The sequence below is a fragment of the Bradyrhizobium sp. YR681 genome, from assembly GCF_000282615.1.
Taxonomy (GTDB): domain Bacteria; phylum Pseudomonadota; class Alphaproteobacteria; order Rhizobiales; family Xanthobacteraceae; genus Bradyrhizobium.
In genome coordinates, this window is record NZ_AKIY01000267.1 from 1 (window position 1) to 23,328 (window position 23,328).

General features: G+C 66.9%; 17 protein-coding genes. 11 read left to right on the forward strand and 6 right to left on the reverse strand.

The window, feature by feature from the left end:
- The 11 genes from PMI42_RS29285 to PMI42_RS29335 form a co-directional block, all read left to right on the forward strand.
- On the forward strand, positions 1-1,291 hold a 1,291-nt coding region (locus PMI42_RS29285; RefSeq protein ID WP_008141177.1), incomplete at its 5' end, for an AarF/UbiB family protein.
- A gap of 57 nt (positions 1,292-1,348) precedes the next feature.
- Entirely contained in the window at positions 1,349-2,797 is a 1,449-nt protein-coding gene (coaBC, locus tag PMI42_RS29290; RefSeq protein ID WP_008141179.1) for a bifunctional phosphopantothenoylcysteine decarboxylase/phosphopantothenate--cysteine ligase CoaBC, read from the forward strand.
- The gene (gene dut, locus PMI42_RS29295; RefSeq protein ID WP_008141180.1) at positions 2,794-3,252 is read left to right on the forward strand and encodes a dUTP diphosphatase; all 459 of its coding nucleotides are present in this window, start codon (positions 2,794-2,796) and stop codon (positions 3,250-3,252) included. Before coaBC ends, dut begins: the two co-directional genes overlap by 4 nt.
- Before the next feature lie 371 nt (positions 3,253-3,623).
- On the forward strand, positions 3,624-6,128 hold the full coding sequence (locus PMI42_RS29300; protein WP_008141183.1) for a sensor histidine kinase: 2,505 nt from the start codon (positions 3,624-3,626) through the stop codon (positions 6,126-6,128).
- Positions 6,125-7,651, forward strand: coding sequence for a bifunctional tRNA (adenosine(37)-N6)-threonylcarbamoyltransferase complex ATPase subunit type 1 TsaE/phosphotransferase (locus tag PMI42_RS29305; protein WP_008141184.1), 1,527 nt, complete (start codon positions 6,125-6,127; stop codon positions 7,649-7,651). The genes PMI42_RS29300 and PMI42_RS29305 overlap by 4 nt, the downstream gene beginning before the upstream one ends.
- A 77-nt stretch (positions 7,652-7,728) precedes the next feature.
- Positions 7,729-8,046: a PilZ domain-containing protein gene (locus PMI42_RS29310; protein ID WP_008141186.1), complete on the forward strand. Its 318-nt coding sequence runs from the start codon at positions 7,729-7,731 to the stop codon at positions 8,044-8,046.
- A 154-nt stretch (positions 8,047-8,200) separates the two neighbouring features.
- Entirely contained in the window at positions 8,201-8,923 is a 723-nt protein-coding gene (locus tag PMI42_RS29315; RefSeq protein ID WP_008141190.1) for a nucleotidyltransferase family protein, read from the forward strand.
- A 218-nt stretch (positions 8,924-9,141) separates the two neighbouring features.
- Positions 9,142-12,288, forward strand: a complete 3,147-nt coding sequence (addB, locus tag PMI42_RS29320) for a double-strand break repair protein AddB (RefSeq protein WP_008141192.1) — start codon at positions 9,142-9,144, stop codon at positions 12,286-12,288.
- Positions 12,282-15,791, forward strand: a complete 3,510-nt coding sequence (addA, locus tag PMI42_RS29325) for a double-strand break repair helicase AddA (RefSeq protein WP_008141195.1) — start codon at positions 12,282-12,284, stop codon at positions 15,789-15,791. Before addB ends, addA begins: the two co-directional genes overlap by 7 nt.
- A 67-nt stretch (positions 15,792-15,858) precedes the next feature.
- Positions 15,859-16,179 carry a thioredoxin gene (trxA, locus tag PMI42_RS29330; RefSeq protein WP_007598398.1) on the forward strand — a complete coding sequence of 107 codons (321 nt, stop codon included), beginning with the start codon at positions 15,859-15,861 and terminating at the stop codon, positions 16,177-16,179.
- 144 nt (positions 16,180-16,323) lie between these two features.
- Entirely contained in the window at positions 16,324-17,331 is a 1,008-nt protein-coding gene (locus PMI42_RS29335; RefSeq protein ID WP_008141203.1) for an ATP-dependent DNA ligase, read from the forward strand.
- Positions 17,332-17,333: 2 nt separating this feature from the next.
- Here the strand turns inward: PMI42_RS29335 and PMI42_RS29340 are convergent, their stop codons facing one another.
- The 6 genes from PMI42_RS29340 to PMI42_RS29365 all read right to left on the reverse strand — a co-directional run bounded on the left by PMI42_RS29340 (position 17,334) and on the right by PMI42_RS29365 (position 23,287).
- Positions 17,334-18,074, reverse strand: a complete 741-nt coding sequence (locus PMI42_RS29340) for a metallophosphoesterase family protein (RefSeq protein WP_008141204.1) — start codon at positions 18,072-18,074, stop codon at positions 17,334-17,336.
- A gap of 104 nt (positions 18,075-18,178) precedes the next feature.
- The gene (locus PMI42_RS29345; RefSeq protein WP_008141205.1) at positions 18,179-19,522 is read right to left on the reverse strand and encodes a bifunctional folylpolyglutamate synthase/dihydrofolate synthase; all 1,344 of its coding nucleotides are present in this window, start codon (positions 19,520-19,522) and stop codon (positions 18,179-18,181) included.
- On the reverse strand, positions 19,519-20,460 hold the full coding sequence (gene accD, locus PMI42_RS29350) for an acetyl-CoA carboxylase, carboxyltransferase subunit beta (RefSeq protein ID WP_008141206.1): 942 nt from the start codon (positions 20,458-20,460) through the stop codon (positions 19,519-19,521). Before accD ends, PMI42_RS29345 begins: the two co-directional genes overlap by 4 nt.
- A 120-nt stretch (positions 20,461-20,580) precedes the next feature.
- Positions 20,581-21,417, reverse strand: coding sequence for a tryptophan synthase subunit alpha (trpA, locus tag PMI42_RS29355; RefSeq protein ID WP_008141207.1), 837 nt, complete (start codon positions 21,415-21,417; stop codon positions 20,581-20,583).
- Positions 21,414-22,631, reverse strand: coding sequence for a tryptophan synthase subunit beta (gene trpB, locus PMI42_RS29360; protein WP_008141208.1), 1,218 nt, complete (start codon positions 22,629-22,631; stop codon positions 21,414-21,416). Before trpB ends, trpA begins: the two co-directional genes overlap by 4 nt.
- The gene (locus tag PMI42_RS29365) at positions 22,628-23,287 is read right to left on the reverse strand and encodes a phosphoribosylanthranilate isomerase (protein WP_008141209.1); all 660 of its coding nucleotides are present in this window, start codon (positions 23,285-23,287) and stop codon (positions 22,628-22,630) included. The genes trpB and PMI42_RS29365 overlap by 4 nt, the downstream gene beginning before the upstream one ends.
- Between the last annotated feature and the right edge of the window lie 41 nt (positions 23,288-23,328).

The following is a 23,328-nucleotide window of genomic DNA, read 5'->3' on the forward strand; positions in this document are numbered from 1 at the left end:
CCGGCTGCCGCCGTTTTCGCAGGCCGAAGCCGAAGCCGCCATCGCGACGTCGCTGGAACGGCCGCTGAAGGACGTTTTCGCAGCTTTCGGCCCGGCGGTCGCCGCCGCCTCGATCGCACAGGTCCATCGCGCCGAGGTGATGCGCGACGGCGTCCGCAAGGCGGTCGCGGTCAAGGTGCTCAGGCCGAACGTGGCCTCGCGTTTCCGCCGCGACCTCTCGGATTTCTTCTTCGTCGCGCACAAGGCCGAGGCCTACTCGTCCGAAGCGCGGCGGCTGCGCCTGATCGAGGTCATCAACACCATGTCGCGCTCCGTCGCGATGGAGATGGACCTGCGGCTCGAAGCAGCAGCGCTGTCGGAGATGGCGGAGAACACGAGCGGCGATCCCGATTTCCGCGTGCCTGAAGTCGACTGGGACCGCACCACCCACAACGTGCTGACGATGGAGTGGATCGACGGCATCGCGCTGAACGACCACAAGCGTCTCGAGGAATCACAGGTCGATTTGCCCGATCTCGGGCGCAAGGTGATCCAGAGCTTTCTGCGCCACGCGCTGCGCGACGGTTTTTTCCACGCCGACATGCATCCCGGGAACCTGTTCCTGGATGACGCCGGCCGTCTCGTCGCGGTCGATTTCGGCATCATGGGCCGGCTCGGCATGAAGGAGCGGCGCTTCCTCGCCGAGATCCTGCTCGGCTTCATCACCCGCGACTATCGCCGCGTCGCGGAAGTGCATTTCGAGGCGGGCTACGTGCCCGCGCATCACTCGGTCGAGAATTTCGCGCAGGCCATCCGTGCCATCGGCGAGCCCATTCACAATCGCACCGCCGAGGAAATCTCGATGGCGCGGCTGCTGACATTGCTGCTCGAGGTCACCGGCCTGTTCGACATGACGACGCGGCCCGAGCTGATCCTGCTGCAGAAGACCATGGTGGTGGTCGAGGGCGTCGCGCGCGGCTTCGATCCCAAGCTCGACATCTGGAAGGTCGCCGACCCCGTGGTGCGCGAATGGATCGAGCGCAATCTCGGACCGATCGGCCGGGTGCAGGGCGCGCTTGCCGGCGGCGGCGACCTCGCCCGTGTGCTGATGCGCCTGCCCGATATCGCCCAGCGCTCCGTCGCGGTGCTTGAGCAGCTCGAAGCCATGACGCGGGACGGCATCCGGCTGTCGCCGGAGAGCATCGCGGCCATGGGCCGCAGCGAAGGCCGCAAGAACCGCTGGCGCACCGTGGCGCTCTGGATCATCGCCGCCACCTTCATCGGGATCCTGATCGCCGTCCGGAATTTGTGATTGCATTGCAATCATCGGATTGATAGCATCGCTATCATTCCGTGCTGGAGGGGCGTCATGGCGAGCCTGACCATCCGTAAGCTCGACGAACACGTCAAAACGTATTTGCGGCTGCGTTCAGCCAGGAACCACAGGTCGGTCGAAGAAGAGGTCCGGGTCATCCTGCGGGAGCTGATCGAGGGCCGCGAGGAGCCGCTGACGCCGTTTTCGGCGCCCCCGGCCCAGTCCACCGCCCCCACGCCGCAGCGTACCGGCGCGCTTCCTGAGGCCAGCGTCACCCTGATCATCGGCGGCGGGATCGCAGCCTTCAAGTCGCTCGACCTGATCCGAAGGCTGAAGGAGCGCCGCATCGAGGTCCGCTGCGTGCTGACCAAGGCGGCGGAGCAATTCGTCACACCGCTCTCGGTCAGCGCCCTCTCCCATGAGCGCGTCTATACCGACCTGTTCGATCCCCAGAGCGAATTCGACGCCGGCCATATCCGCCTGGCGCGCGATTGCGATCTGATCGTGGTGGCGCCTGCCACCGCCGATCTGATGGCGAAGATGGCGAATGGCCACGCTGACGATCTCGCCAGCGCCATCCTGCTCGCGACCAACCGGAAAATCCTGCTGGCGCCGGCGATGAACCCGCTGATGTGGAACAACGCGGCGACCCGGCGCAACGTGGCGCAGCTCCAGCGCGACGGCGTCTTGTTGATCGGACCGAATTCCGGCGAGATGGCCGAAGCGGGCGAAGCCGGTGTCGGCCGCATGTCCGAAGCGATCGAGATCGCCACCGCTGCCGAGCGCCTGCTGCGACCGCCGGTGCCGCGACCCCTCGCCGGCAAGCGCGTGCTGATCACCGCAGGTCCCACGCACGAGCCGATCGATCCGGTGCGCTATATTGCCAACCGTTCCTCCGGCAAGCAGGGTTTTGCCATTGCCGCCGCGGCGCAGGCCGCCGGTGCAGAGGTGATTCTGGTGAGCGGTCCGGTCGATCTCGACGATCCCGCCGGCGTCACCGTCAAGCACGTCGAATCCGCGCGGCAGATGCTGGAGCAGGTCCAGGCCGCGCTCCCCGCCGACATCGCGATCTTCGCCGCCGCGGTCGCCGACTGGCGCGTCGCCAGCGAGGGCGAGCAGAAGCTGAAGAAGACATCGGCCGGCATGCCGCCGCTTCAGCTGGTCGAAAACCCCGACATCCTCGCCACGATCTCGAAGCTGACCGACAAGCGCCCGCCGCTGGTGATCGGCTTCGCCGCCGAGACCGAGCACCTCATCGACAATGCCAAGTCCAAGCTGGCCCGCAAGGGCTGCGACTGGATCGTCGCCAACGACGTGTCACCCGCCACCGGCGTGATGGGCGGTGACCGCAACACCGTCCACCTCATCAGCAAGAATGCTGAGAAGAACGGCGAGATCATTGTTGATTCCTGGCCGGTGATGACCAAGGAACAGGTCGCCATCGAACTGGTCGCGCATGTCGCAAAGAGCGTGACCGACAAATCCCTGGAGTCCGCATCTTGAGCACGACAATCACGGTCGAATTGCAGCAACTGGGCCACGCCGAGGGCCTGCCGCTGCCGGCCTACCAGACCGCGGAGGCCGCCGGCCTCGATTTGATGGCTGCGGTGCCCGATGCCGAGCCGCTGACGCTCGCCGCCGGCCAATATGCGCTGGTGCCGACGGGCCTTGCGATCGCGCTGCCGCCCGGGCACGAGGCCCAGGTGCGGCCGCGCTCCGGGCTGGCCGCCAAGCACGGCGTCACCGTGCTGAATTCGCCGGGAACCATCGACGCGGATTACCGCGGCGAGATCAAGGTGATCCTGATCAACCACGGCGCGGCGCCGTTCGTGATCAAGCGCGGCGAGCGCATCGCGCAGATGGTGATCGCGCCCGTGCTGCAGGCCGCGCTGGTTCCCGTGACGACATTGTCCGCGACCGATCGCGGCGCCGGCGGTTTCGGCTCGACCGGGCGGTAGTTTTCTTGCCTCTCCCGCTTGCGGGAGAGGCCGTCGCGCTCGCAGAGCGCGGCGGGTGAGGGTTTCCTCCGGGGAGTGTCCCGTCGCGGAGATAGCCTCTCCTCAGCCCTCCCCCACAAGCGGGGGAGGGAGTGCACCTGCTGCGCGGGAACGACTCGCCCGATGTTCATCGCGCGCTAAAGCACGGCAACTCCAACCGAATCGCCCGCAGAACTACGTGAGGCGGGAACATCGCGCCCGGCATTTTTTTCGGGCGGCCTTTGCGTTCACGATCTGGACTCTTACCGGTGGAGTCGCGGTGAGGGTATTGTCCTTTGATTCGCGCGCGACGGGGGTCGCCGCGCGCAGATTCGTGCGGTCTTGGGGCAACTATGTCAGGCGTGATCGTGTCGATGCGTCGGACGCTGCTATCGTGCTCATCGCTCGTGCGCAACGGCCTGATCGGGAGCGCTCTCGCAGCGCTGCTGCCGGCTGCGCCGGCTGAGGCCGCCGACTTCGTCGACACACTCTCGATAATGCTGGACTTCAACCGGCAGGAACTCGCGGTGCTCGCCACCGCGCTGGCCCTGCTCGGCTTCTCGGTGGTGGCCGCGATCCTGTTGATGCGCACGCGCGTCGGCAGGGCGAAGACCGAGGCGCGGCTGCGCGCACGGATCGGGGAGCTGCAACTCCAGGCCGACCGCTTCGGCGCACTGCTGTTCGCCGAGCCGCAGATCCTGATCTCCTGGCCGGCCGGCGACAACCGCGCGCAAATCTCCGGCGACGTCTCGATGGTGCTGCCGCGCGACTCCTCGCCGCAGCGCGTGCTCGCCTTCGGGGCCTGGCTGCCGCCGGAGCCCGCGCTCCAGATGGACCATGCGGTCGACGCGCTGCGCGACCGCGGTGACGGGTTCCAGCTGACGCTGACCACCGCGCATGGCCACACGCTGGAGGCCATCGGCCGCGCCATCGGCGGCCAGGCCATTGTCAGGATTCGCGAACTCTCCGGTCTCAGGCGCGAGCTCGCCGAGACCAGCCTGCGCCACAAGGCGCTGCTCGACGAGACCGAGATGCTGCGCGGCTTTGCGGCCGCCGCACCGTGGCCGATCTGGGCCAAGGCCGAGAACGGCGCGCTGACTTTCGCCAATCCGGCCTATGTGCGCGCGACCGAAGCCAACAGCGTCAGCGACGCCCAGGAGCGCAAGCTCGAGCTGCTCGACAGCGCCGACCGCACCGCGATGGATCGGGGCCTGAAGGACGCCGCCCATTTCAACGCGCGGCTGCCGATCGTGGTCGGCGGCGAGCGGCGCATCTATGACGTGCGCGCCGTCAATGTCGGCAGCGGCAGTGTCGGCGTCGCCATCGATGCGAGCGAAGCGGATGGGCTGAGCTCGGCGCTGGTGCGGATGGCGGAAGCGCATCGCCGCACGCTCGACCAGCTTTCGTCCGGCGTTGCCGTGTTCGACGGCCAGCGCCGGCTTGCCTTCTACAATGATTCCTACCGCCGACTGTGGGACCTCGACCGCAGCTTCCTCGACGCCCATCCCGATGATTCCAGCGTGCTCGACCAGCTGCGCGCCGGGCGCAAATTGCAGGAGCAGCCGGATTTCCGCGCCTGGAAGGCCAAGCTGCACGAGGCCTATCGCGCGGTCGAGGCCGCCAAGGACACCTGGTACCTGCCCGACGGCCGCGCGCTGTCGGTCGTCACCACGCCGAACCCCGAGGGCGGCGTCACCTATCTGTTCGACGACGTCACCGAGAGCCTCGACCTCGCCCGCCGCTTCGACGGCATGATCCGCGTTCAACGCGAGACGCTGGACAGCCTTGCCGAGGGCGTCGCGGTGTTCGGCAGCAACGGCAAGGCGCAGCTGTTCAACCCGGCCTTCGTCCGGATGTGGAAGCTGTCGGCCGACGCCATGCGCGACGAGCCGCACATCCAGACCGTCGAAGGCTGGTGCCATCAGCTGTTCGACGACCCCGTGGTCTGGCGCCAGATCCGGGAGGCCGTCACCTCGATCGAGAGCCGCGCCGACGTTCCGCTCAAGCTGGAGCGCAAGGACGGCAGCGTGCTCGACGGCATGATCCGGCCGCTGCATGACGGCGCCACCATGCTGACATTCCAGGACATCACCGACACCGAGAATGTCGAGCGCGCACTGCGCGAGCGCAACGAGGCGCTGGAGACCGCCGACCAGATGAAGGTGGATTTCGTCCACCACGTCTCCTACGAGCTGCGCTCGCCGCTCACCACCATCATCGGCTTCGCGCATTTCCTCAGCGATCCCTCGACCGGGCCGCTGACGCCGAAACAGGCCGAATATCTCGACTACGTCACCAAATCGACCAACGCGCTGCTGGCGCTGACCAACAACATCCTCGATCTCGCCACCATCGACGCCGGCGCGATGAAGCTGGAACTCGGTCCCGTCGACGTCAGCAAGACCATCGAGCTCGCCGCTGAAGGCATCCAGGACCGGCTCGCCACCGACCGCATCCGCCTCAAGGTCGAGATCGCGCCCGATATCGGCAGCTTCACCGGCGACGAGAAGCGCGTGGTGCAGGTGCTCTATAACCTCCTCGCCAACGCCGTCGGGTTTTCTCCACAGGATTCCACCGTCGGCATCAGCGCGCGCCGCACCGAGCACAGTGTGGTCTTCACCGTGACAGATTCCGGGCCTGGAATACCCGCCGACATGAAGGACAAGGTGTTCAACTGGTTCGAAAGCCGTTCGCAGGGGTCGCGTCACCGCGGCGCCGGGCTCGGCCTGTCGCTGGTGCGCTCCTTTGTCGAGCTGCATGGCGGCAAGGTGCGGGTGGATTCGATCGTCGGCCGGGGCACGGTCGTGATCTGCGACTTCCCGACCGACCAGGCGGCGCGTCGCGACGCCGCCGAATGAGCGCGCCCGCCACATTCTCCGTCGCGCTTCACAGCGAGACGGCGACTGCGCAATTGATGGCCGACCTCGCCCTGCTGGTCGGGCCCGGCGATGTCATCACCCTCACCGGCGATCTCGGCGCCGGCAAGACCGCGGCGGCGCGCAGCCTGATCCGTTACCTCGCCGGCGACGACGAGCTGGAGGTTCCGAGCCCGACTTTCACCCTGGTGCAGGGCTACGAGCTGCCGCCCTTCCCGGTGATGCATGCCGATCTCTACCGCGTGGAAGACGAGAGCGAGCTCGAGGAGATCGGGCTGTCGCCGCTGCCGGACGCCACGCTCGTCCTGATCGAATGGCCGGAGCGCGCGCCGTCGGCGATGCCTGGGGATCGCATCGACATCGCGCTGACGCACCGGCCGGCGCTGGGCCCGAACGCCCGCGCCGCCGACATCACCGGCTACGGCAAGGCCGCCGCCACCGTCGCGCGGCTGAAGGCGCTGCGCGACTTCCTCGACCTGTCCGGCTACATGGATGCAACGCGCAAGCGCATGGCGGGCGATGCGTCGACCCGCTCCTATGCGCGGCTGCTGCGCGAGGACGGCGTCGTCATCCTCATGAACTCTCCGCAGCAGCCCGATGGCGCGGCGCTCTACGACGGAAAGTCCTACAGCGCCGCAGTGCATCTCGCCGAGAACGTCAGGCCGTTCGTCGCCATCGACGAGGGCCTGCGCGCGCAAGGCATCTCGGCGCCCGCCATCCACCATTTCGATCTCGACCACGGCTTCCTGATCAGCGAAGACTTTGGCAGCGAGGGCGTGATCGAAGGCGATCCGCCGCGACCGATTCCCGCCCGCTATGAGGCCGCGACCGATGTGCTGGCCCTGCTGCACGGCAAGACGCTGCCGGAGACGCTGCCGCTGGACGGGCAGACCTACGGCATCCCCGTCTTCGACATCGAGGCGATGCTGATCGAGATCGGGTTGATGCCGGAATGGTATCTGCCCGATCGCAACGCGCCGCTGAGCGACGAGAAGCGCGCCGAATTTTTCGCAATGTGGCGCGAGCTGCTGAAGAAGCCGCTGGCCGCGCCGAAGACGTGGATCATCCGCGACTATCACTCGCCGAACCTGATCTGGCTTGCGGACCGCGCCGGCATCGAACGGGTCGGCGTGATCGACTTCCAGGACACCGTGCTCGGGCCGAAATCCTACGACGTGGTGTCGTTGCTCCAGGACGCCCGCATCGACGTCCCCGAAAACATCGAGCTGACGCTGCTGTCGCGCTACATCAAGGCACGGCGCGCCGACGATGCGAGCTTCGACCCGGCCGGCTTCGCCGAGCTCTACGCCATCATGTCGGCGCAGCGGAACACCCGCCTGCTCGGCACCTTCGCCCGGCTCAACCGCCGCGACGGTAAGCCGCATTACCTGCGCCACCAGCCGCGGATCTGGACCTATCTCCAGCGCTCGCTGGCGCATCCGGCGCTGGCGCACTTACGCGACTGGTACCTTGCCAACGTCCCGCCGCCGCAAACCGGAAACTGATTTACCGGCTGTTAGCCATCACATCGGTATCATCGCCCGCAGGCAGCCGGACAAATACGGGGCTGGAGCAAGGGCAGATGGCGGTCAAGACGGACCAGCGCGGCAACAGCCGGGTTGTTTTCGAGCGCGGGATACCGGCCCAGATGATGGGCATCGACGGCACCTGGCGTCGCGAATGCACCATGGAGGACGTCTCCGAGAGCGGCGCCAAGCTGACCATCGACGGTTCGGTCGAAGGGCTGCATCTGAAGGAATTTTTTCTCCTGCTGTCGTCCACCGGCCTCGCGTACCGGCGCTGTGAGCTGGCCTGGGTCAATGGCGACCAGATCGGCGTCAATTTCCTGAAGGTCGGCGACAAGAAGAAAAAGGCGCGTTCCACCTCCGTTGGGGCGTGACGGCAACACCCGTCGTACAACCGTCACGGCGGGTGGTTAAGGCGGTTAAGTCGCGGTGTGGCCGACTCCGGTTCGTGCTAGGATTGCTGCGAACACGAAATCCAGAAGTTCTGAGTCCACCAGGCTGAGAAAGACGAATCCGAGAAGGCAAACGATGTCCGTCAAACCGACCAAAGCCATGGTGCTCGCCGCGGGATTCGGCCTGCGCATGCGTCCGCTGACGGACAAGATGCCGAAGCCGATGGTGCCGGTGGCCGGCCAGCCGCTGCTCGACCACGTGCTCGACAAGCTCGGTCAGGCCGGCGTCACGGATGCGGTCGTCAACGTGCACTATCTGCCGGACCAGATCATCGACCACACCGCATCGCGCCAGCATCCGCGCGTGACCATCTCGGACGAGCGCGACCAGGTGCTTGGCACCGGCGGCGGCGTGGTCAAGGCGCTGCCGCTGCTCGGCGACGCACCGTTCTTTCATGTCAATTCCGACACGCTGTGGATCGACGGCGTCCGCTCCAACCTGGCGCGGCTTGCCGAAAACTTCGACCCCGAGCGTATGGACATCCTGCTGCTGATGGCGCCGACCGCGACCAGCATCGGCTATAGCGGCCGCGGCGATTACGGCATGCTGCCCGACGGCGCCCTGCGCAAGCGCAAGGAAAAAGAGGTCGTCCCGTTCGTCTATGCCGGCGCCGCGATCCTGTCGCCCGCGATCTTCGCCGATGCCCCGGCCGGCGAGTTCTCGCTGACAAAGATGTTCGACCGCGCCAATGAGCAGGAGCGCCTGTTCGGCCTCCGCCTCGACGGCGTCTGGATGCATGTCGGCACGCCCGACGCGGTGCACGCCGCGGAAGAGGCGTTTCTGGAGAGCGTGGCGTAAGGCTAGCCTCGACGACGGTGCCGTAGGGTGGGCAAAGGCGCAACGCGCCGTGCCCACCATCTCTCTCGATTCGCCACAATGCGTGGGCACGCTTCGCTTTGCCCACCCTACGGCACCTCGCCTAGCCTCGCGAACAGCGGGGACTATCTCGCCTCCACCCATATCCATTTGAGTCCGCCTCCCTATATTGGCGCCTGATCCTTCGAATCAGGCAGCCCATGCGCGTCTTCAGCGTTCCCATCTCAGTTCCGTTCCTGCGCACGGTCGTCACGGCCCTGCTCGACGGACAGCTGGTCGATGGATTCGAGGCGCGCAGGGAGCCGGCGCGGCTGGCCGACGCCACGCTGTACCTGCCGACAAGGCGGGCCATGCGCGTCGTCCGAGAGATCTTTCTCGACGAGATGAAGGCGGACGCGGTGGTGCTGCCGCGCATCGTCGCGCTCGGCGACATCGACGAGGACGAGCTCGCCTTCGCCGACGAGGGGGAGCAGTTTTCCGGCGCAACGCCGCTCGACATTCCGCCGCGGCTCGGCGAGCTCGAACGGCGGCTGACGCTGGCGCAGCTCGTCGCGGCCTGGGCCAAGGGGCCGGTGCTGTCGCCGCTGGTGGTCGGCGGCCCCGCCTCGACGCTGGCGCTGGCCGGCGATCTGGCACGGCTGATCGACGACATGGTCACGCGCGGCGTCGACTGGAGCGCGCTCGACGGCCTCGTGCCCGACATGCTCGATCGCTACTGGCAGCACTCGCTCGAATTCCTGCGCATCGCCCGTATCGCCTGGCCCGGCCATCTCGCCGAGATCAACCGAATCGAGCCGGCGGCGCGCCGCGATCTGCTGATCGCGGCGGAAGCCAGACGCCTCACCGCGCATCCGCATGGCCCTGTGATCGCGGCCGGCTCGACCGGCTCGATGCCGGCCACCGCAAAATTCCTCCATGCGGTCGCCTCGCTGCCGCATGGCGCCGTGGTGCTGCCCGGGCTCGACACCGATCTCGACGACGATGCCTGGCGCAGCATCGGCGGCGTGCGCGATTCGCTCGGCAAGTTCGCGGAGCATCCGGCCTCGAACCATCCGCAATATGCCCTGCACGCGCTGCTGGCCCGCTTTGGCATCAAGCGCAGCGATGTCGAGCTGCTGCAGCCGGCCGCGAATGGCGGCCGCGACCTGCTCGCCTCCGAATCGATGCGGCCGTCGGCCAAGACGGAAGTCTGGCACGACCGTCTGAAGCAGCCGGATGTCGCCGCGAAGATATCAGGCGGCATGAACAACCTCGCGGTCGTCGAAGCCGCCAACCCCGAGATGGAAGCACTCGCCATCGCCATCGCCATGCGTGAGGCGCGGCATCTCGACAAGTCCGCGGCACTGGTGACGCCGGACCGCGCGCTGGCGCGCCGGGTGATGGCTGCGCTGACCCGATGGGACCTCGCCTTCGACGATTCCGGCGGCGACGTGCTGATGGAAACATCCGCCGGCGTTTTCGCACGCCTGGTGGCGGAAGCGGCGACCAGGGGATTGGAGCCGCCGACGCTGCTGGCGATGCTGAAGCATCCGCTGTGCCGGCTCGGCCGCGCGCCCAGCGCCTGGAAGACGGCAATCGAAGACCTCGAACTCGCGCTCTTGCGCGGCACGCGCCCGCCGGCGGGCACGGGCGGCCTGTTGCGCGAATTCAACCGTTTTCGCGAGGAGCTGGCCAAGCTGTGGCGCAGCGAGACCTCAGCGCTGCACAAGGCCGAGCCGCGCGCGCGTCTCAAGGCCGAGGATATCGACCGCATCCAGGCGCTGATCGATGCCTTGCAAAGAGCATTGGCGCCGATCGAGAGCCTGCCGCCCTTGAAGCCGTACGACTTCGCCGAACTCGCGCACCGGCATCGCGAGATCATGATCGAGCTGTCGCGCGACGAGCAGGGCATTCCGCTCGCCTTCGAGGAGCGCGAAGGCCTCGCACTCGCCGGCGCCTTCGACGATCTCCTGCGCGGCGGCACAACCAGCGGGTTGATGGTGACGCTGCCCGACTATGCCGATGTGTTCCAGACCGCGTTCAGCGACCGCGCCGTGCGGCGGCCGGACAAGCCGGGTGCACGACTGCAAATCTACGGCCCGCTGGAATCGCGCCTGATGCAGGCCGACCGGATCATCATCGGCGGACTGATCGAGGGTGTCTGGCCGCCGGCGCCGCGGATCGATCCCTGGCTCAGCCGGCCGATGCGGCACGAGCTCGGCCTCGATCTGCCGGAGCGACGCATCGGCCTCTCCGCGCACGATTTCGCGCAACTGCTCGGCGGTGACGAGGTGATCCTCACCCATTCCGCCAAGGCCGGCGGCGCGCCGGCGGTGGCCTCGCGCTTCCTGCACCGGCTCGAGGCGGTCGCGGGCGACGAGCTCTGGAAGGCGGCCGTTCGCGCCGGCGAGAAGTATGTGCAGTTCGCCGATACGCTGGACCAGCCCGCCGAAGTGGTGCCGATCAAGCAGCCCGAGCCGCGGCCGCCGCGCGCGACGCGGCCGCTGAAGATGTCGGTCACCGCAATCGAGGACTGGCTGCGCGATCCCTACACGATCTACGCAAAGCGCATTTTGCGGCTCGACGCGCTCGATCCCGTCGACATGCCACTGTCGGCCGCCGACCGCGGCTCGGCGATCCACGATGCGCTCGGCGAATTCACGGAGACCTATGCCGCGCGCCTGCCCGACGATCCCGCCCGCGTGCTGCGCGCGATCGGCGAGAAGTATTTTGCCCCGCTGATGGAGCGCCCCGAAGCGCGCGCGCTGTGGTGGCCGCGCTTCCAGCGCATCGCGCGCTGGTTCGGCGAATGGGAGACGGCGCGGCGCGACGTGATCGAGGCGATCGCAGCGGAAACGCATGGCGAGATTTCGATCAGGCTCGACCATGAGCGCAGCTTCATTCTTTCCGCGCGCGCCGACCGCATCGAGCGGCGCCGGGGCGGCGGCTACGCCATCCTCGACTACAAGACCGGCCAGCCGCCGACCGGCAAGCAGGTCCGCATGGGCCTGTCGCCCCAGCTCACGCTGGAAGCCGCGATTCTGCGCGAGGGTGGTTTTCCTGGCATCGACGCCGGCGCATCCGTCAGCCAGCTGGTCTATGTCCGCCTGAGCGGCAACAATCCGCCGGGCGAGGAGCGCATCCTCGAACTGAAGTACAAGCAGGGCGACGAGCCGCAGCCGCCGGATACAGCCGCCGCGGAAGCCCGGACAAAACTGGAGGCGCTGATCTGCGCCTTCGACGACGAGAACCAGCCCTACACCTCGCTGAACCTGCCGATGTGGACCAACCGCTACGGCACCTATGACGATCTCGCACGGATCAAGGAATGGTCTGCGGCCGGCGGTTTGGGGATCGAGGAATGGTGAAGCTGCCTCGCCCCATTCCCGAAGAGGTCCGCGCGCGGCAGGCGCGCGCGTCCGATCCGACTGCGTCGGCGTTCGTGTCGGCCAACGCCGGTTCGGGCAAGACGCACGTGCTGGTGCAGCGCGTGATCCGGCTGCTGCTGTCGGGCGTGCCGCCGGAAAAGATCCTCTGCATCACCTTCACCAAGGCCGCCGCCGCCAACATGGCCGAACGCGTGTTCACCACGCTCGGCCATTGGGTGACGCTGGATGATACCGGGCTCGATGCCGCGATCCGCGCCGTCGGCATTCCTCATCCGGACCGAAACCTGCGACGCGACGCGCGAAAACTGTTCGCCTGCGCGCTGGAGACGCCGGGCGGGCTGAAGGTGCAGACCATCCACGCGCTGTGCACGCGCCTGCTCCAGCAATTTCCGTTCGAGGCCAACGTGCCCGCGCGCTTTTCCGTCATCGACGAGCGCGACCAGACCGACATGATGGAGCGCGCCAACCTGAAGGTGTTGCTGGAGGCCGCGCGCGATCCGGACAGCGTCACCGGCCGTGCGCTGCTGACCGCGATGGCGAGCGCCGCCGACGTCACCTTCAAGGAGGTCGTGCGCGAAGCCTGTCTCAGCCGCGATCATTTCATGGCCTGGACCGACGAGGCCGGCAACGCCGGGGCGGCAGCCGAGCAGATGGGGGCCGTGCTGGGCGTCGAGGCGGGCGACCGCATCGAGGATGTCGAGACGGAAATTCTCGACGGCCCGTTCCTGCCGCGATCGCGCTGGGACGACATCGCCTTCGCGCTGGAGGACGGCAGCTCTTCCGACAAGAGCCAGGCAGGCCGCCTTCGCGAAGCAAAGGTGTTTTCCGGCGGCGCGCAGGTCGATGCCTATCTGTCCGTCTTCCTCACCGACGAGAAGCTGCCGCGCAAGGCGGTGCTGACCAAGAAGTTTGGCGAGCACAACCCGTCCCTCGCCCGCCTGTTCGAGAACGAGGCGGAGCGCCTCAGCGGATTGGTCGAGAAGCGCCGGGCGGTGACCATGCGTGACCGTACCGCCGCCCTGCTTCATATCGCGACTGCCGCTGCGGCAAACTACCGCCGCGAGAAGCAGGAGCGCGGCCTGCTCGACTACGACGACCTGATCGACAAGACGCTGGCGATGCTCGACCGCGTCTCGTCCGGCTGGGTGCATTACAAGCTCGACCGCGGCGTCGATCACGTCCTGATCGACGAAGCCCAGGACACCAGCCCGCGGCAATGGGACATCGTCGCGCATATCATTTCCGAGTTCACCGCCGGCGAAGGCGCGCGCGAGGGGCTGAACCGCACCATCTTCGCCGTCGGCGACGAGAAGCAATCGATCTTCTCGTTCCAGGGCGCGGCCCCGCACGAGTTCGACGCGCGCCGGCGCGAACTGCATCGCAGGTTCACCGCCGCCGGGCTGAAATTCGATCCGGTCGCCTTCACCTATTCGTTCCGCTCGGGTGCGACGATCCTGCACTCGGTGGACCACGTCTTCCGCGAACCCGCGATCTACAAGAGCATCCATTCGGTCGAGATCGGCCATCCCCTGCATAACGCGCTCGCCGATGCCGGCCCCAGCGTGATCGAGCTGTGGGATCTCGCGGAGGCTGACGACCGGCAGGAGATCGAGGGCTGGCGCGCACCGTTCGACGGCGTTGCCGCCACCAGCCCCGAGGTCAAGCTCGCCCGCCGCATCCAGACCGAGATCAAGCGGCTGGTCGAGAGCGGCACGCTGACCGGGCATGAAGGCGAGCGCCGGCCGCTGCGCTATGGCGACATGCTGATTCTGGTGCGCCGGCGCGGCAATGCGTTCGACGCCGTGATCCAGGCGCTGAAGCACGCCGGCGTGCCCGTCGCCGGCGCCGACCGGCTGAAGCTCACCGAGCATATCGGCATCATCGACCTGATGAACCTTGCGGATGCGCTGCTGCTGCCGCAGGACGATCTCGCGCTCGCGGTGGCGCTGAAGAGCCCGCTGTTCGGGCTCGACGACGACGATCTGTTTCAGCTGGCCCATGACCGCAAGGGATCGCTGCGCCGCGCGCTCGGCGAGCATGCGGGGACAAGCGAGAAGTTCGCCATGGCGCTCCGGCGCCTGGAAGCCTGCGAATCGCGCGCGCGTGAGGAGACGCCGTTCGCTTTCTACGCCTGGCTGCTCGGCGGCGACGGCGGACGCGCGCGCATCCTGCGCCGGCTCGGCTTTGAAGCCAACGACGCGCTCGACGAATTCCTGGAGCTGGCGCTGAACTACGAGCGCAAGGCACCGGCCTCGCTGCAGGGTTTCATGGCCTGGCTGCGCTCGGCGGACACCGAGGTGAAGCGCGACATGGAGATCTCGCGCGACGAGGTGCGGGTGATGACCGTGCACGGCGCCAAGGGGCTGGAAGCTTCGGTCGTGTTCATGGTCGACACCACGTCATCGCCCGCGGACTCGCAGCGGGTCCGGCTGATCCCCGTGCCGCGCGGCAATGGCGGCGAGGTCGTGGTCTGGGCCGGGCGCAAGGCGGATGATCCCAAGCCCGTCGCCGACGCGCGCAAGGCGATGATTGAGGAGACCGAGGACGAATATCGCCGCCTGCTCTATGTCGCGATGACGCGCGCGGCCGACCGTCTGATCGTCGGCGGCTGCCTACCCGGCAACATGAGGACGGTGCGCAAGCTGAGCTGGTACGATTTGATCGACACCGGCCTCACCGGCTCGGGTCTGGACAAGGAGACGATCGAGACGCCGCTCGGCAAGGTGACCCGATTCGCCCGGCCGGAAGATGTTACGGCGCTGGGCACGCCCGCGACGTCGGTGGACCGGAAGGTCGCGCTGCCGGACTGGCTGCGGACGCCGGCGCCACGCGAGACCGTCGACGATGATCCGGTGCGTCCCTCAGGCCAGTCGGCCGAGGACGGCCGCAGCGTACGGTCCGGCGAATCGGTGCAATCTCGCGCGCTGGCGCTGCAACGCGGCACGCTGGTGCACCGGCTGCTCCAGTCGCTCCCCGACATTGCCACCGAGCGCCGGCGCGAGGCCGCGCTCGGCTTCATGGCCCGCAATGCCGCGGACTGGATCGAGGCCGACCGCATCGCGCTGGCCGACAAGGTGCTCGCGCTGATCGCCGAGCCGCGCTTTGCGCCGGTGTTTGCCGCCGGCAGCCGGGCGGAGGTCGCCATCGCCGGCCGGCTGGAGCGGCCGGGCGGGCCGCCGGCGCTGGTGTCGGGGCAGATCGACCGGCTGGTCGTTCGTCCGGATGAGGTTTTGATCGTCGATTTCAAGACCAACCAGGCAGCGCCCAAGAGCGCGGCGGAGGCGCCCGCCGCCTATATCCGGCAGCTTGCGCTGTACCGGGCGGTGCTGGCGCGGCTTTATCCCCAAAAGCCGATCCGTGCGGTCCTGCTTTGGACCGAGGCCCTTGAATATATGGAGATTTCAGCCCCCGCGCTGGACGCGGCGCTGGCATCCCTTCATCTCGGTGTGAGCGTCCTTGACCCGGCAAGGGGCCGTTCATAGGTTGACGGCATGATCCCGGGCGCGATTCCCATGCGCGCCGATTCTTTCAACCGAACGAGGTACTCCCATGGCCGTTGGCAAGGTTTCTGACACCGATTTCGAAGCCGAAGTGCTCAAGGCAAACGGCCCCGTCGTCGTCGATTTCTGGGCCGAATGGTGCGGCCCCTGCCGCATGATCGCTCCCGCCCTCGACGAGATCGCCGGCGCGATGGGCGACAAGGTCAAGATCGTCAAGCTCAACGTCGACGAGAGCCCGAAGACCGCGTCGAAATATGGTGTGATGTCGATCCCGACCCTGATGATCTTCAAGGGCGGCGAGATGGCCTCCCGCCAGGTCGGCGCGGCGCCGAAGGCGAAGCTGCAGCAGTGGATCACGTCCGCGGTCTGATCGCGGCGTGAACGGTTATTTTTCGACAACGGCCGGCGAAATGCCGGCCGTTTGCGTTGATGGGACATGTCCAGCGTACGACGAGTCCCGCCCTTGCCTCCCCGGCCGGCAAAACGTGCACGAAAATCCAGCTCGCTCTCCGCCATGGAGGCGCGGTCGGTCGATGCGATCCCGCGCGGCAAGGTCTGGCAGTACGAGCCGAAATGGGACGGCTTTCGTTGCCTGCTCTCGCGCAACGGCAAAACCGTCGATCTGCGCTCGAAGTCGGGCGAGGACCTGACACGCTATTTCCCTGAGATCGTCGTTGCCGCGCTGGGGCTGAAGGCATCCTGCTTTACCCTCGACGGCGAGATCGTCGTCCCGCAGGGCAAGGGCTTCTCCTTCGACGCGCTCTTGCAACGCATTCATCCCGCCGCAAGCCGGGTGAAGACGCTCTCGCTGGACACTCCCGCGCTCTATCTCGTGTTCGACCTGCTCGCGTCCGCCCGGGACAAGCATTTAGCCGGGAAGCCGCTGAGTGAACGACGGCCGGCGCTGGAAGCCTTCGCACAAGCGAGTTTGAAGGGCAGCAGCTTTCGCCTCTCGCCAGCGACGATGAGCTACGTCACCGCGAAAAAGTGGCTGGCGCAATCCGGCGGCGGATCGGACGGCGTGATCGCCAAGCGCGTCGACCTGCCCTATCAGGCAGGCAATCGCGACGGCATGCAGAAGATCAAGAAATTCCGCAGCGCCGATTGCGTGATCGGCGGCTTCCGCTATGCGACGAACAAGCTGGCGGGCCGAAAAGTAGTCGGCTCGATGCTGCTCGGGCTCTACGACCGTGAAGGCCTGCTGCACCACGTCGGCTTCACATCCGCGATCAAGGCGGGAGAAAAGCCGGCGTTGACCGAAAAGCTGGAAGCTCTCATCGGCGAGCCCGGCTTCACCGGCAATGCGCCGGGCGGCCCCAGCCGCTGGTCGACCGAGCGCTCGGCCAAATGGTGCCCGCTCAAGCCCAAGCTGGTGATCGAGGTCTGCTACGACCATTTCAGCGGCGACCGCTTCCGCCACGGCACCTCGATCCTCCGCTGGCGCTCCGACAAGGCGCCGCAGCAATGCACCTTCGAGCAGTTGAAGCAGAAGGTCGCCGATCCCATGAAGCTTCTTGGATAACGCTATGCGATCCAGCCCGTCGCCAGTGCGTTGGCCAGCTCCGGCTGATTGTTGCGACGCGCCAGCGCGGCCATCGCCTCGTGATCGTAGACGATTTGACGGAACGCCACCTGCCACGCGCCATCGACGAGTTCAAGGATGGCGTAGCGCGCGTGCGGCGTGCCGGCTTCGACGACATGCGGGAACGGATGCTTGTCGCGATAGCCGGGGCTGCCGACGCTGCCGGGATTGACGATCATCCGGCCGTCGCGAAGCCGCACCGCGCGGGCCAGATGGGTGTGGGCGCAGAGGATCAGCGATTGCGTGATGCCTTGCGCGAACTGCTCGATGCGGTCGAGCGGCGACAGCGCGACGGTGCCGTCGGGATGCACGGTGTCGAGCCAATAGACTTCGTCGTTCTCGGGCGTGGCGTGGCAGAGGAAGACCTGATCGCGAAACATCCGCGTCATCGGCTGCGCGCGCAGCCAGTCGAGTTGCGCGGCATTCAGCGATTCGTAGGCGGGACGGTCCCACGAGCCCATCTTCTCCGGCGGACGATCGAGCAGATAGCGGTCGTGATTGCCGAGCACGTGCACGACGTCGAGATTCATCAGGATCTCGATGGTCCTGACAGCATCGAGCGGCCCGCTCAGCATGTCCCCGAGATTGACGATGTCGGTGATGCCTTGCGCGCGGATGTCGGCGAGCACCGCTTCAAGTGCGAGATGGTTTCCGTGGACGTCGGCAATCGCGGCAAAACGCATTGTTGGTCACCGTAGCCCGGATGGAGCGAAGCGTAATCCGGGGCCTTCAGCGCTTGTGGCACGATCCCGGATTGCGCTTCGCTCCATCCGGGCTACGAGACCTTCTATGCAGGAGGCGTGCCGTTGAGGCCGAGCACGTGCCCGGCGAGATACAGCGAGCCGGTGATCAGGATGCGCGGCGGCACCTCGTAGGCGAGCTTCGCCAATGCGCGCAACGCGGGCTCGATGCCGGGCGCGATCTCGATGCGCATGCCGAGGCTGCGCGCGGCGTCCGCGAGGCGATCGACCGGCATCGCGGCCTCGGTGTCGGGGATCGGCACCGCGATGATGTGACGGGTGAGGCCGGCGAAATTGGCGAGAAAGGCTTTCGCGTCCTTGTTGGCCATCATGCCCGCGATCACGACCAGCGGCCGCGACACCCGCTCTTCGAGATCGCCGAGCGCGGCCGCCGCGACGCGGCCGCCTTCGGCATTGTGGCCGCCATCGAGCCAGATCTCCGAGCCTTGCGGTCCCCACGCGAGCAGTTCGCCCGACGTGATGCGCTGCATCCGCGCCGGCCATTCCGCGCCGAGGATGCCCGCCTCGAAGGCGGCCTGATTGATCTTGAACGTCGAGATCGCGCGCAACGTCGCGATGGCGAGACCTGCATTGTCGAACTGATGTCGGCCGAACAGGCGCGGCGCTGTGAGATCCATCAGGCCCCGCTCGTCGGAATAGACCAGGCGCCCGTGCTCGACATTGACGTGCCAGCTTTCATTGGCGGCAAACAGCGGCGCGCGCATGCGCCTGGCCTGCGCCTCGATCACGGCCATCGCTTCGCCGGACTGCTCGGCGCAGATCACGGGCACGCCGCGCTTGATGATCGCGGCCTTCTCGCCGGCGATCGATGTCAGCGTGTCGCCGAGGAAGTCCGTGTGGTCCATGCTGACAGGCGTGATCACGCAGGCCGCCGGCGTATCCACGACATTGGTCGAATCGAGCCGGCCGCCGAGGCCGACTTCGAGCAGCACCGCATCGGCCGGGTTCTGCGCGAACAGAAGAAAGGCCGCGGCCGTCTTCAACTCGAACACGGTCGCGGGCTCGCCGGCATTGACGCGCTCGACCTCTTCGAGCGCCGCGCGCAGTTCGTCGTCACCGACCAGCACGCCGCCGCCGACACGGCCGAGCCGAAAGCATTCGTTGATGCGGACCAGATAAGGCGAGGTGTAGGCATGGACGCGCAAGCCTGCGGCTTCCAGCGTCGCGCGCAGATAGGCAACCGTCGAGCCCTTGCCATTGGTGCCGGCGACGTGGATCACCGGCGGCAGCTTGCGCTCGGGATGGCCGAGCCGCTCGAGCAGACGGTGCATCCGCTCCAGCCCAAGATCGATGCGCTTCTGATGCAGGGCCGACAGCCGCCCGATCACTTCATCGAGCGACGGCTTTGCACTGTCAGGGGACGCATTCACGCGTGGGGCGCGGCCGGCGCGGTCTCGGCGGCCGAGACGATCTGCGCCGGGCTGACGACCGGCTGCACCGATTTCGATGCGCCCTCCTGGGCCGGCGCCTTGGTCAGCAGGCGGCAGAGCCGGGCGAGCGTCGGACGCAGCTCGTGGCGATGCACGACCATGTCGACCATGCCGTGCTCTTTCAAATACTCGGCACGCTGGAAACCTTCCGGCAGTTTTTCGCGAATGGTCTGCTCGATCACGCGCGCGCCGGCAAAGCCGATCAGCGCACCGGGCTCGGCGATCTGCACGTCGCCCAGCATCGCATAGGACGCTGTGACGCCGCCGGTGGTCGGGTTGGTCAGCACGACGATGTAGGGCTGCTTGGCTTCACGCAGCATCTGCACGCCGACCGTGGTGCGCGGCATCTGCATCAGCGAGAGGATGCCTTCCTGCATGCGCGCGCCGCCTGATGCGGCGAACACGATGAACGGCGACTTCTTCTCGACCGCGAGCTCCAGACCGCGCACGATCGCCTCGCCCGCGGCCATGCCGAGCGAGCCGCCCATGAAATCGAAATCCTGCACGGCAACGACGACGGCCGCGCCTTCGAGCTTGCCGTAACCGACCTTGATCGCGTCGTTGAGGTTGGTGCGCGCTCGCGCATCCTTGATGCGGTCGACGTATTTCTTCTCGTCGCGGAACTTGAGCGGGTCGGGCGTGACATCGGGCAGCGCGACGTCGTACCAGGTCTCGTTGTCGAAGATCGACTTCAACCGCGCCACCGCGTTCATGCGCATGTGGTAGTTCGAGCCGGGGATGACGAACTGGTTGGCCTCGACGTCCTTGTAGAACACGAGCTGTCCGGAATCCGGGCACTTGATCCAGAGATTCTCCGGCGTCTCCCGCCGCAGCATGTTGCGGATCTTCGGCCGGACCACATTGGTAAGCCAGTTCATGGTTTGCTCCGATGTGCGAGCCCGCATAGGGCCGCCTGAAAGGATATATGGCGGCCGGGCTCCTGCCCGGCAAGCCGCCGTGTCGTCCGCTGTCATCCGCCTTGGCAGCGGAATTATGGCCTATTTGGCCGCTTGTTTCGCAGCCCTGACGCCCTGGGCCAGCGCCGCGGTCAGCTCGGCCACGGCGTTAACGGTTTTGGCGGTCGCGCGGCCCTCGGCATCGAGGCTGCCCTTGAGCGCATCGACCAAAGCGGTGCCGACCACCGAACCATCGGCCTTCTCTGCAATGGCGCGCGCCGCCTCCGGCGTGCGGATGCCGAAACCAACGCAGATCGGCAGCCCGGTATGCCGCTTGATGCGCGCGACGGCGTCACCGACGACATTCGCGTCCGCCGCCGCTGCACCGGTGATGCCGGCGATGGAGACGTAATAAACAAAGCCCGACGTGTTCGCGAGCACCGCGGGCAGGCGCTTGTCGTCGGTGGTCGGGGTCGCCAGGCGAATGAAGTTCAGGCCTGCCTTCAGCGCGGGAATGCAGAGTTCGTCGTCTTCCTCCGGCGGCAAATCGACGATGATCAGGCCGTCAACGCCTGATGTCTTTGCATCGGCCAGGAACTTGTCGACGCCGTAAATGTAGATCGGATTGTAATAGCCCATCAGCACCAGCGGCGTGACGTTGTCGTCCTTGCGGAAGTCGCGCACGAGATCGAGCGTCTTCTTCAGCGTCATGCCGACCTTGAGCGCGCGGAGCCCGGCGGCCTGGATCGAGGGACCATCGGCCATCGGATCGGTGAAGGGAATGCCGAGCTCGATGACGTCGGAGCCTGATTTCGAGAGCGCCTTGACGATCTCGAGCGACGTCGCCGGATCGGGATCGCCGGCCATCACATAGGTGACGAAGGCCGCGCGGCCCTGCTTCTTCAGCTCGGCGAAACGGGTGTCGATACGCGTGGTCACTTGGTCTTGCCCCTCAGGATGTCGCCGACCTGCGGGACGTCCTTGTCGCCGCGGCCGGAGAGATTGACGACCATCAGGTGGTCCTTCGGCCGCTTCGGCGCGAGCTCCATCACCTTGGCGATGGCATGCGCGGGTTCGAGCGCGGGGATGATGCCTTCGAGCTTCGACAGCAGCTGGAATGCCGCGAGCGCCTCGTCGTCGGTCGCGGAGAGATAATTGACGCGGCCGATCTCGTGCAGCCAGGAATGCTCGGGGCCGATGCCGGGATAATCGAGACCGGCCGAGATCGAATGCGCGTCCTGGATCTGGCCGTCGGCATCCATCAGCAGATAAGTGCGGTTGCCGTGCAGAACGCCGGGCCGGCCGCCGGCGATCGACGCGGCATGCAGCTGCGTCAACCCGTGGCCCGCGGCTTCGACGCCGAAAATCTCGACGGTGGAATCGTCGAGGAAGGGATGAAACAGGCCCATCGCGTTGGAGCCGCCGCCGATGCAGGCGACCAGCGAATCCGGCAGGCGGCCTTCGATCTCCTGCATCTGCGCCTTGGTCTCGTTGCCGATGATCGACTGGAAGTCGCGCACCAGCGTCGGATAGGGATGCGGACCCGCCACCGTGCCGATGCAGTAGAACGTGTTGTGCACGTTGGTGACCCAGTCGCGCAGCGCCTCGTTCATGGCGTCCTTCAGCGTCCGCGTGCCCGACTGCACCGGCACCACCGTTGCACCCAGCATCTCCATGCGGATGACGTTGGGCTGCTGCCGCTCGACGTCGACCGCGCCCATATAGACGATGCATTCGAGGCCGAAGCGCGCGCACAGCGTCGCGGTGGCGACGCCATGCTGGCCGGCGCCGGTCTCGGCGATGATGCGCTTCTTGCCCATGCGCCGCGCCAGCATGATCTGGCCGAGCACGTTGTTCACCTTGTGCGAGCCGGTGTGGTTGAGCTCTTCGCGCTTCAGGTAGATCTTGGCGCCGCCCAGATGCTCGGTGAGACGCTCGGCGAAATAGAGCGGCGAGGGCCGGCCGACATAGTTCTTGAGATAGCCGTCCATCTCGGCCTGGAAGGCCGGATCGGCCTTGGCTTCTGTGTAAGCCTTCTCGAGGTCGAGGATCAGCGGCATCAGCGTCTCGGCGACGAAGCGGCCGCCGAAGATGCCGAAATGGCCGCGCTCGTCGGGGCCGCTGCGGTAGGAATTTGGTTTGGCGATGTTCATCGGACGCTCAACTCTTGAGTGGCGCGCGCGGCGCGAATGAAGGCCTTGATCATCTCGGGATCTTTCACGCCGGGGGCGCTTTCGATGCCGGAGGACACGTCGACGCCACCGGCGCGGGTGACGCGAACGGCTTCCCCAACATTGTCGGCGTGAAGCCCGCCCGAGACCATGTAGGGCAGTGTCAGATCGAGATTTTCCAGCAGGTGCCAGTCGAACGGCGCGCCGAGGCCGCCGGGGCGGGTCGCGTCCTTCGGAGCGCGCGCATCGAACAGGATGCGGTCGGCGACCGCGGCGTAACCAGGGAGCACGGCGAGATCGGCTGCATTTGCCACCGGCACCGCCTTCATCACCGGGCGACCATATTTCTGCTTGATGTCGCGCAGCCGTGCCACGCTCTCCTTGCCGTGGAGCTGGAAGATGTCCGGCGACAGGGCGTCCATGATGTTGTCGAGCGTGGCGTCGTCGGCGTCGACCGTGAGCGCGACCTTGAGCGCGCGCCGCTTCACCAGCCGGCCGAGATCGCGCCCGATCTCCAGCGAGACGTGCCGGGGCGACGGCGGAAAGAACACGAACCCGACCATGTCGGCGCCCGCGTCGAGCGCCGTTTCGAGCGTCTCGCGCGTGGACAGGCCGCAGATCTTGACGAGCAGGGACATGGGCTCAAAGCGAATGGAGGCCGCGGGTCCGCGGCCGGAAA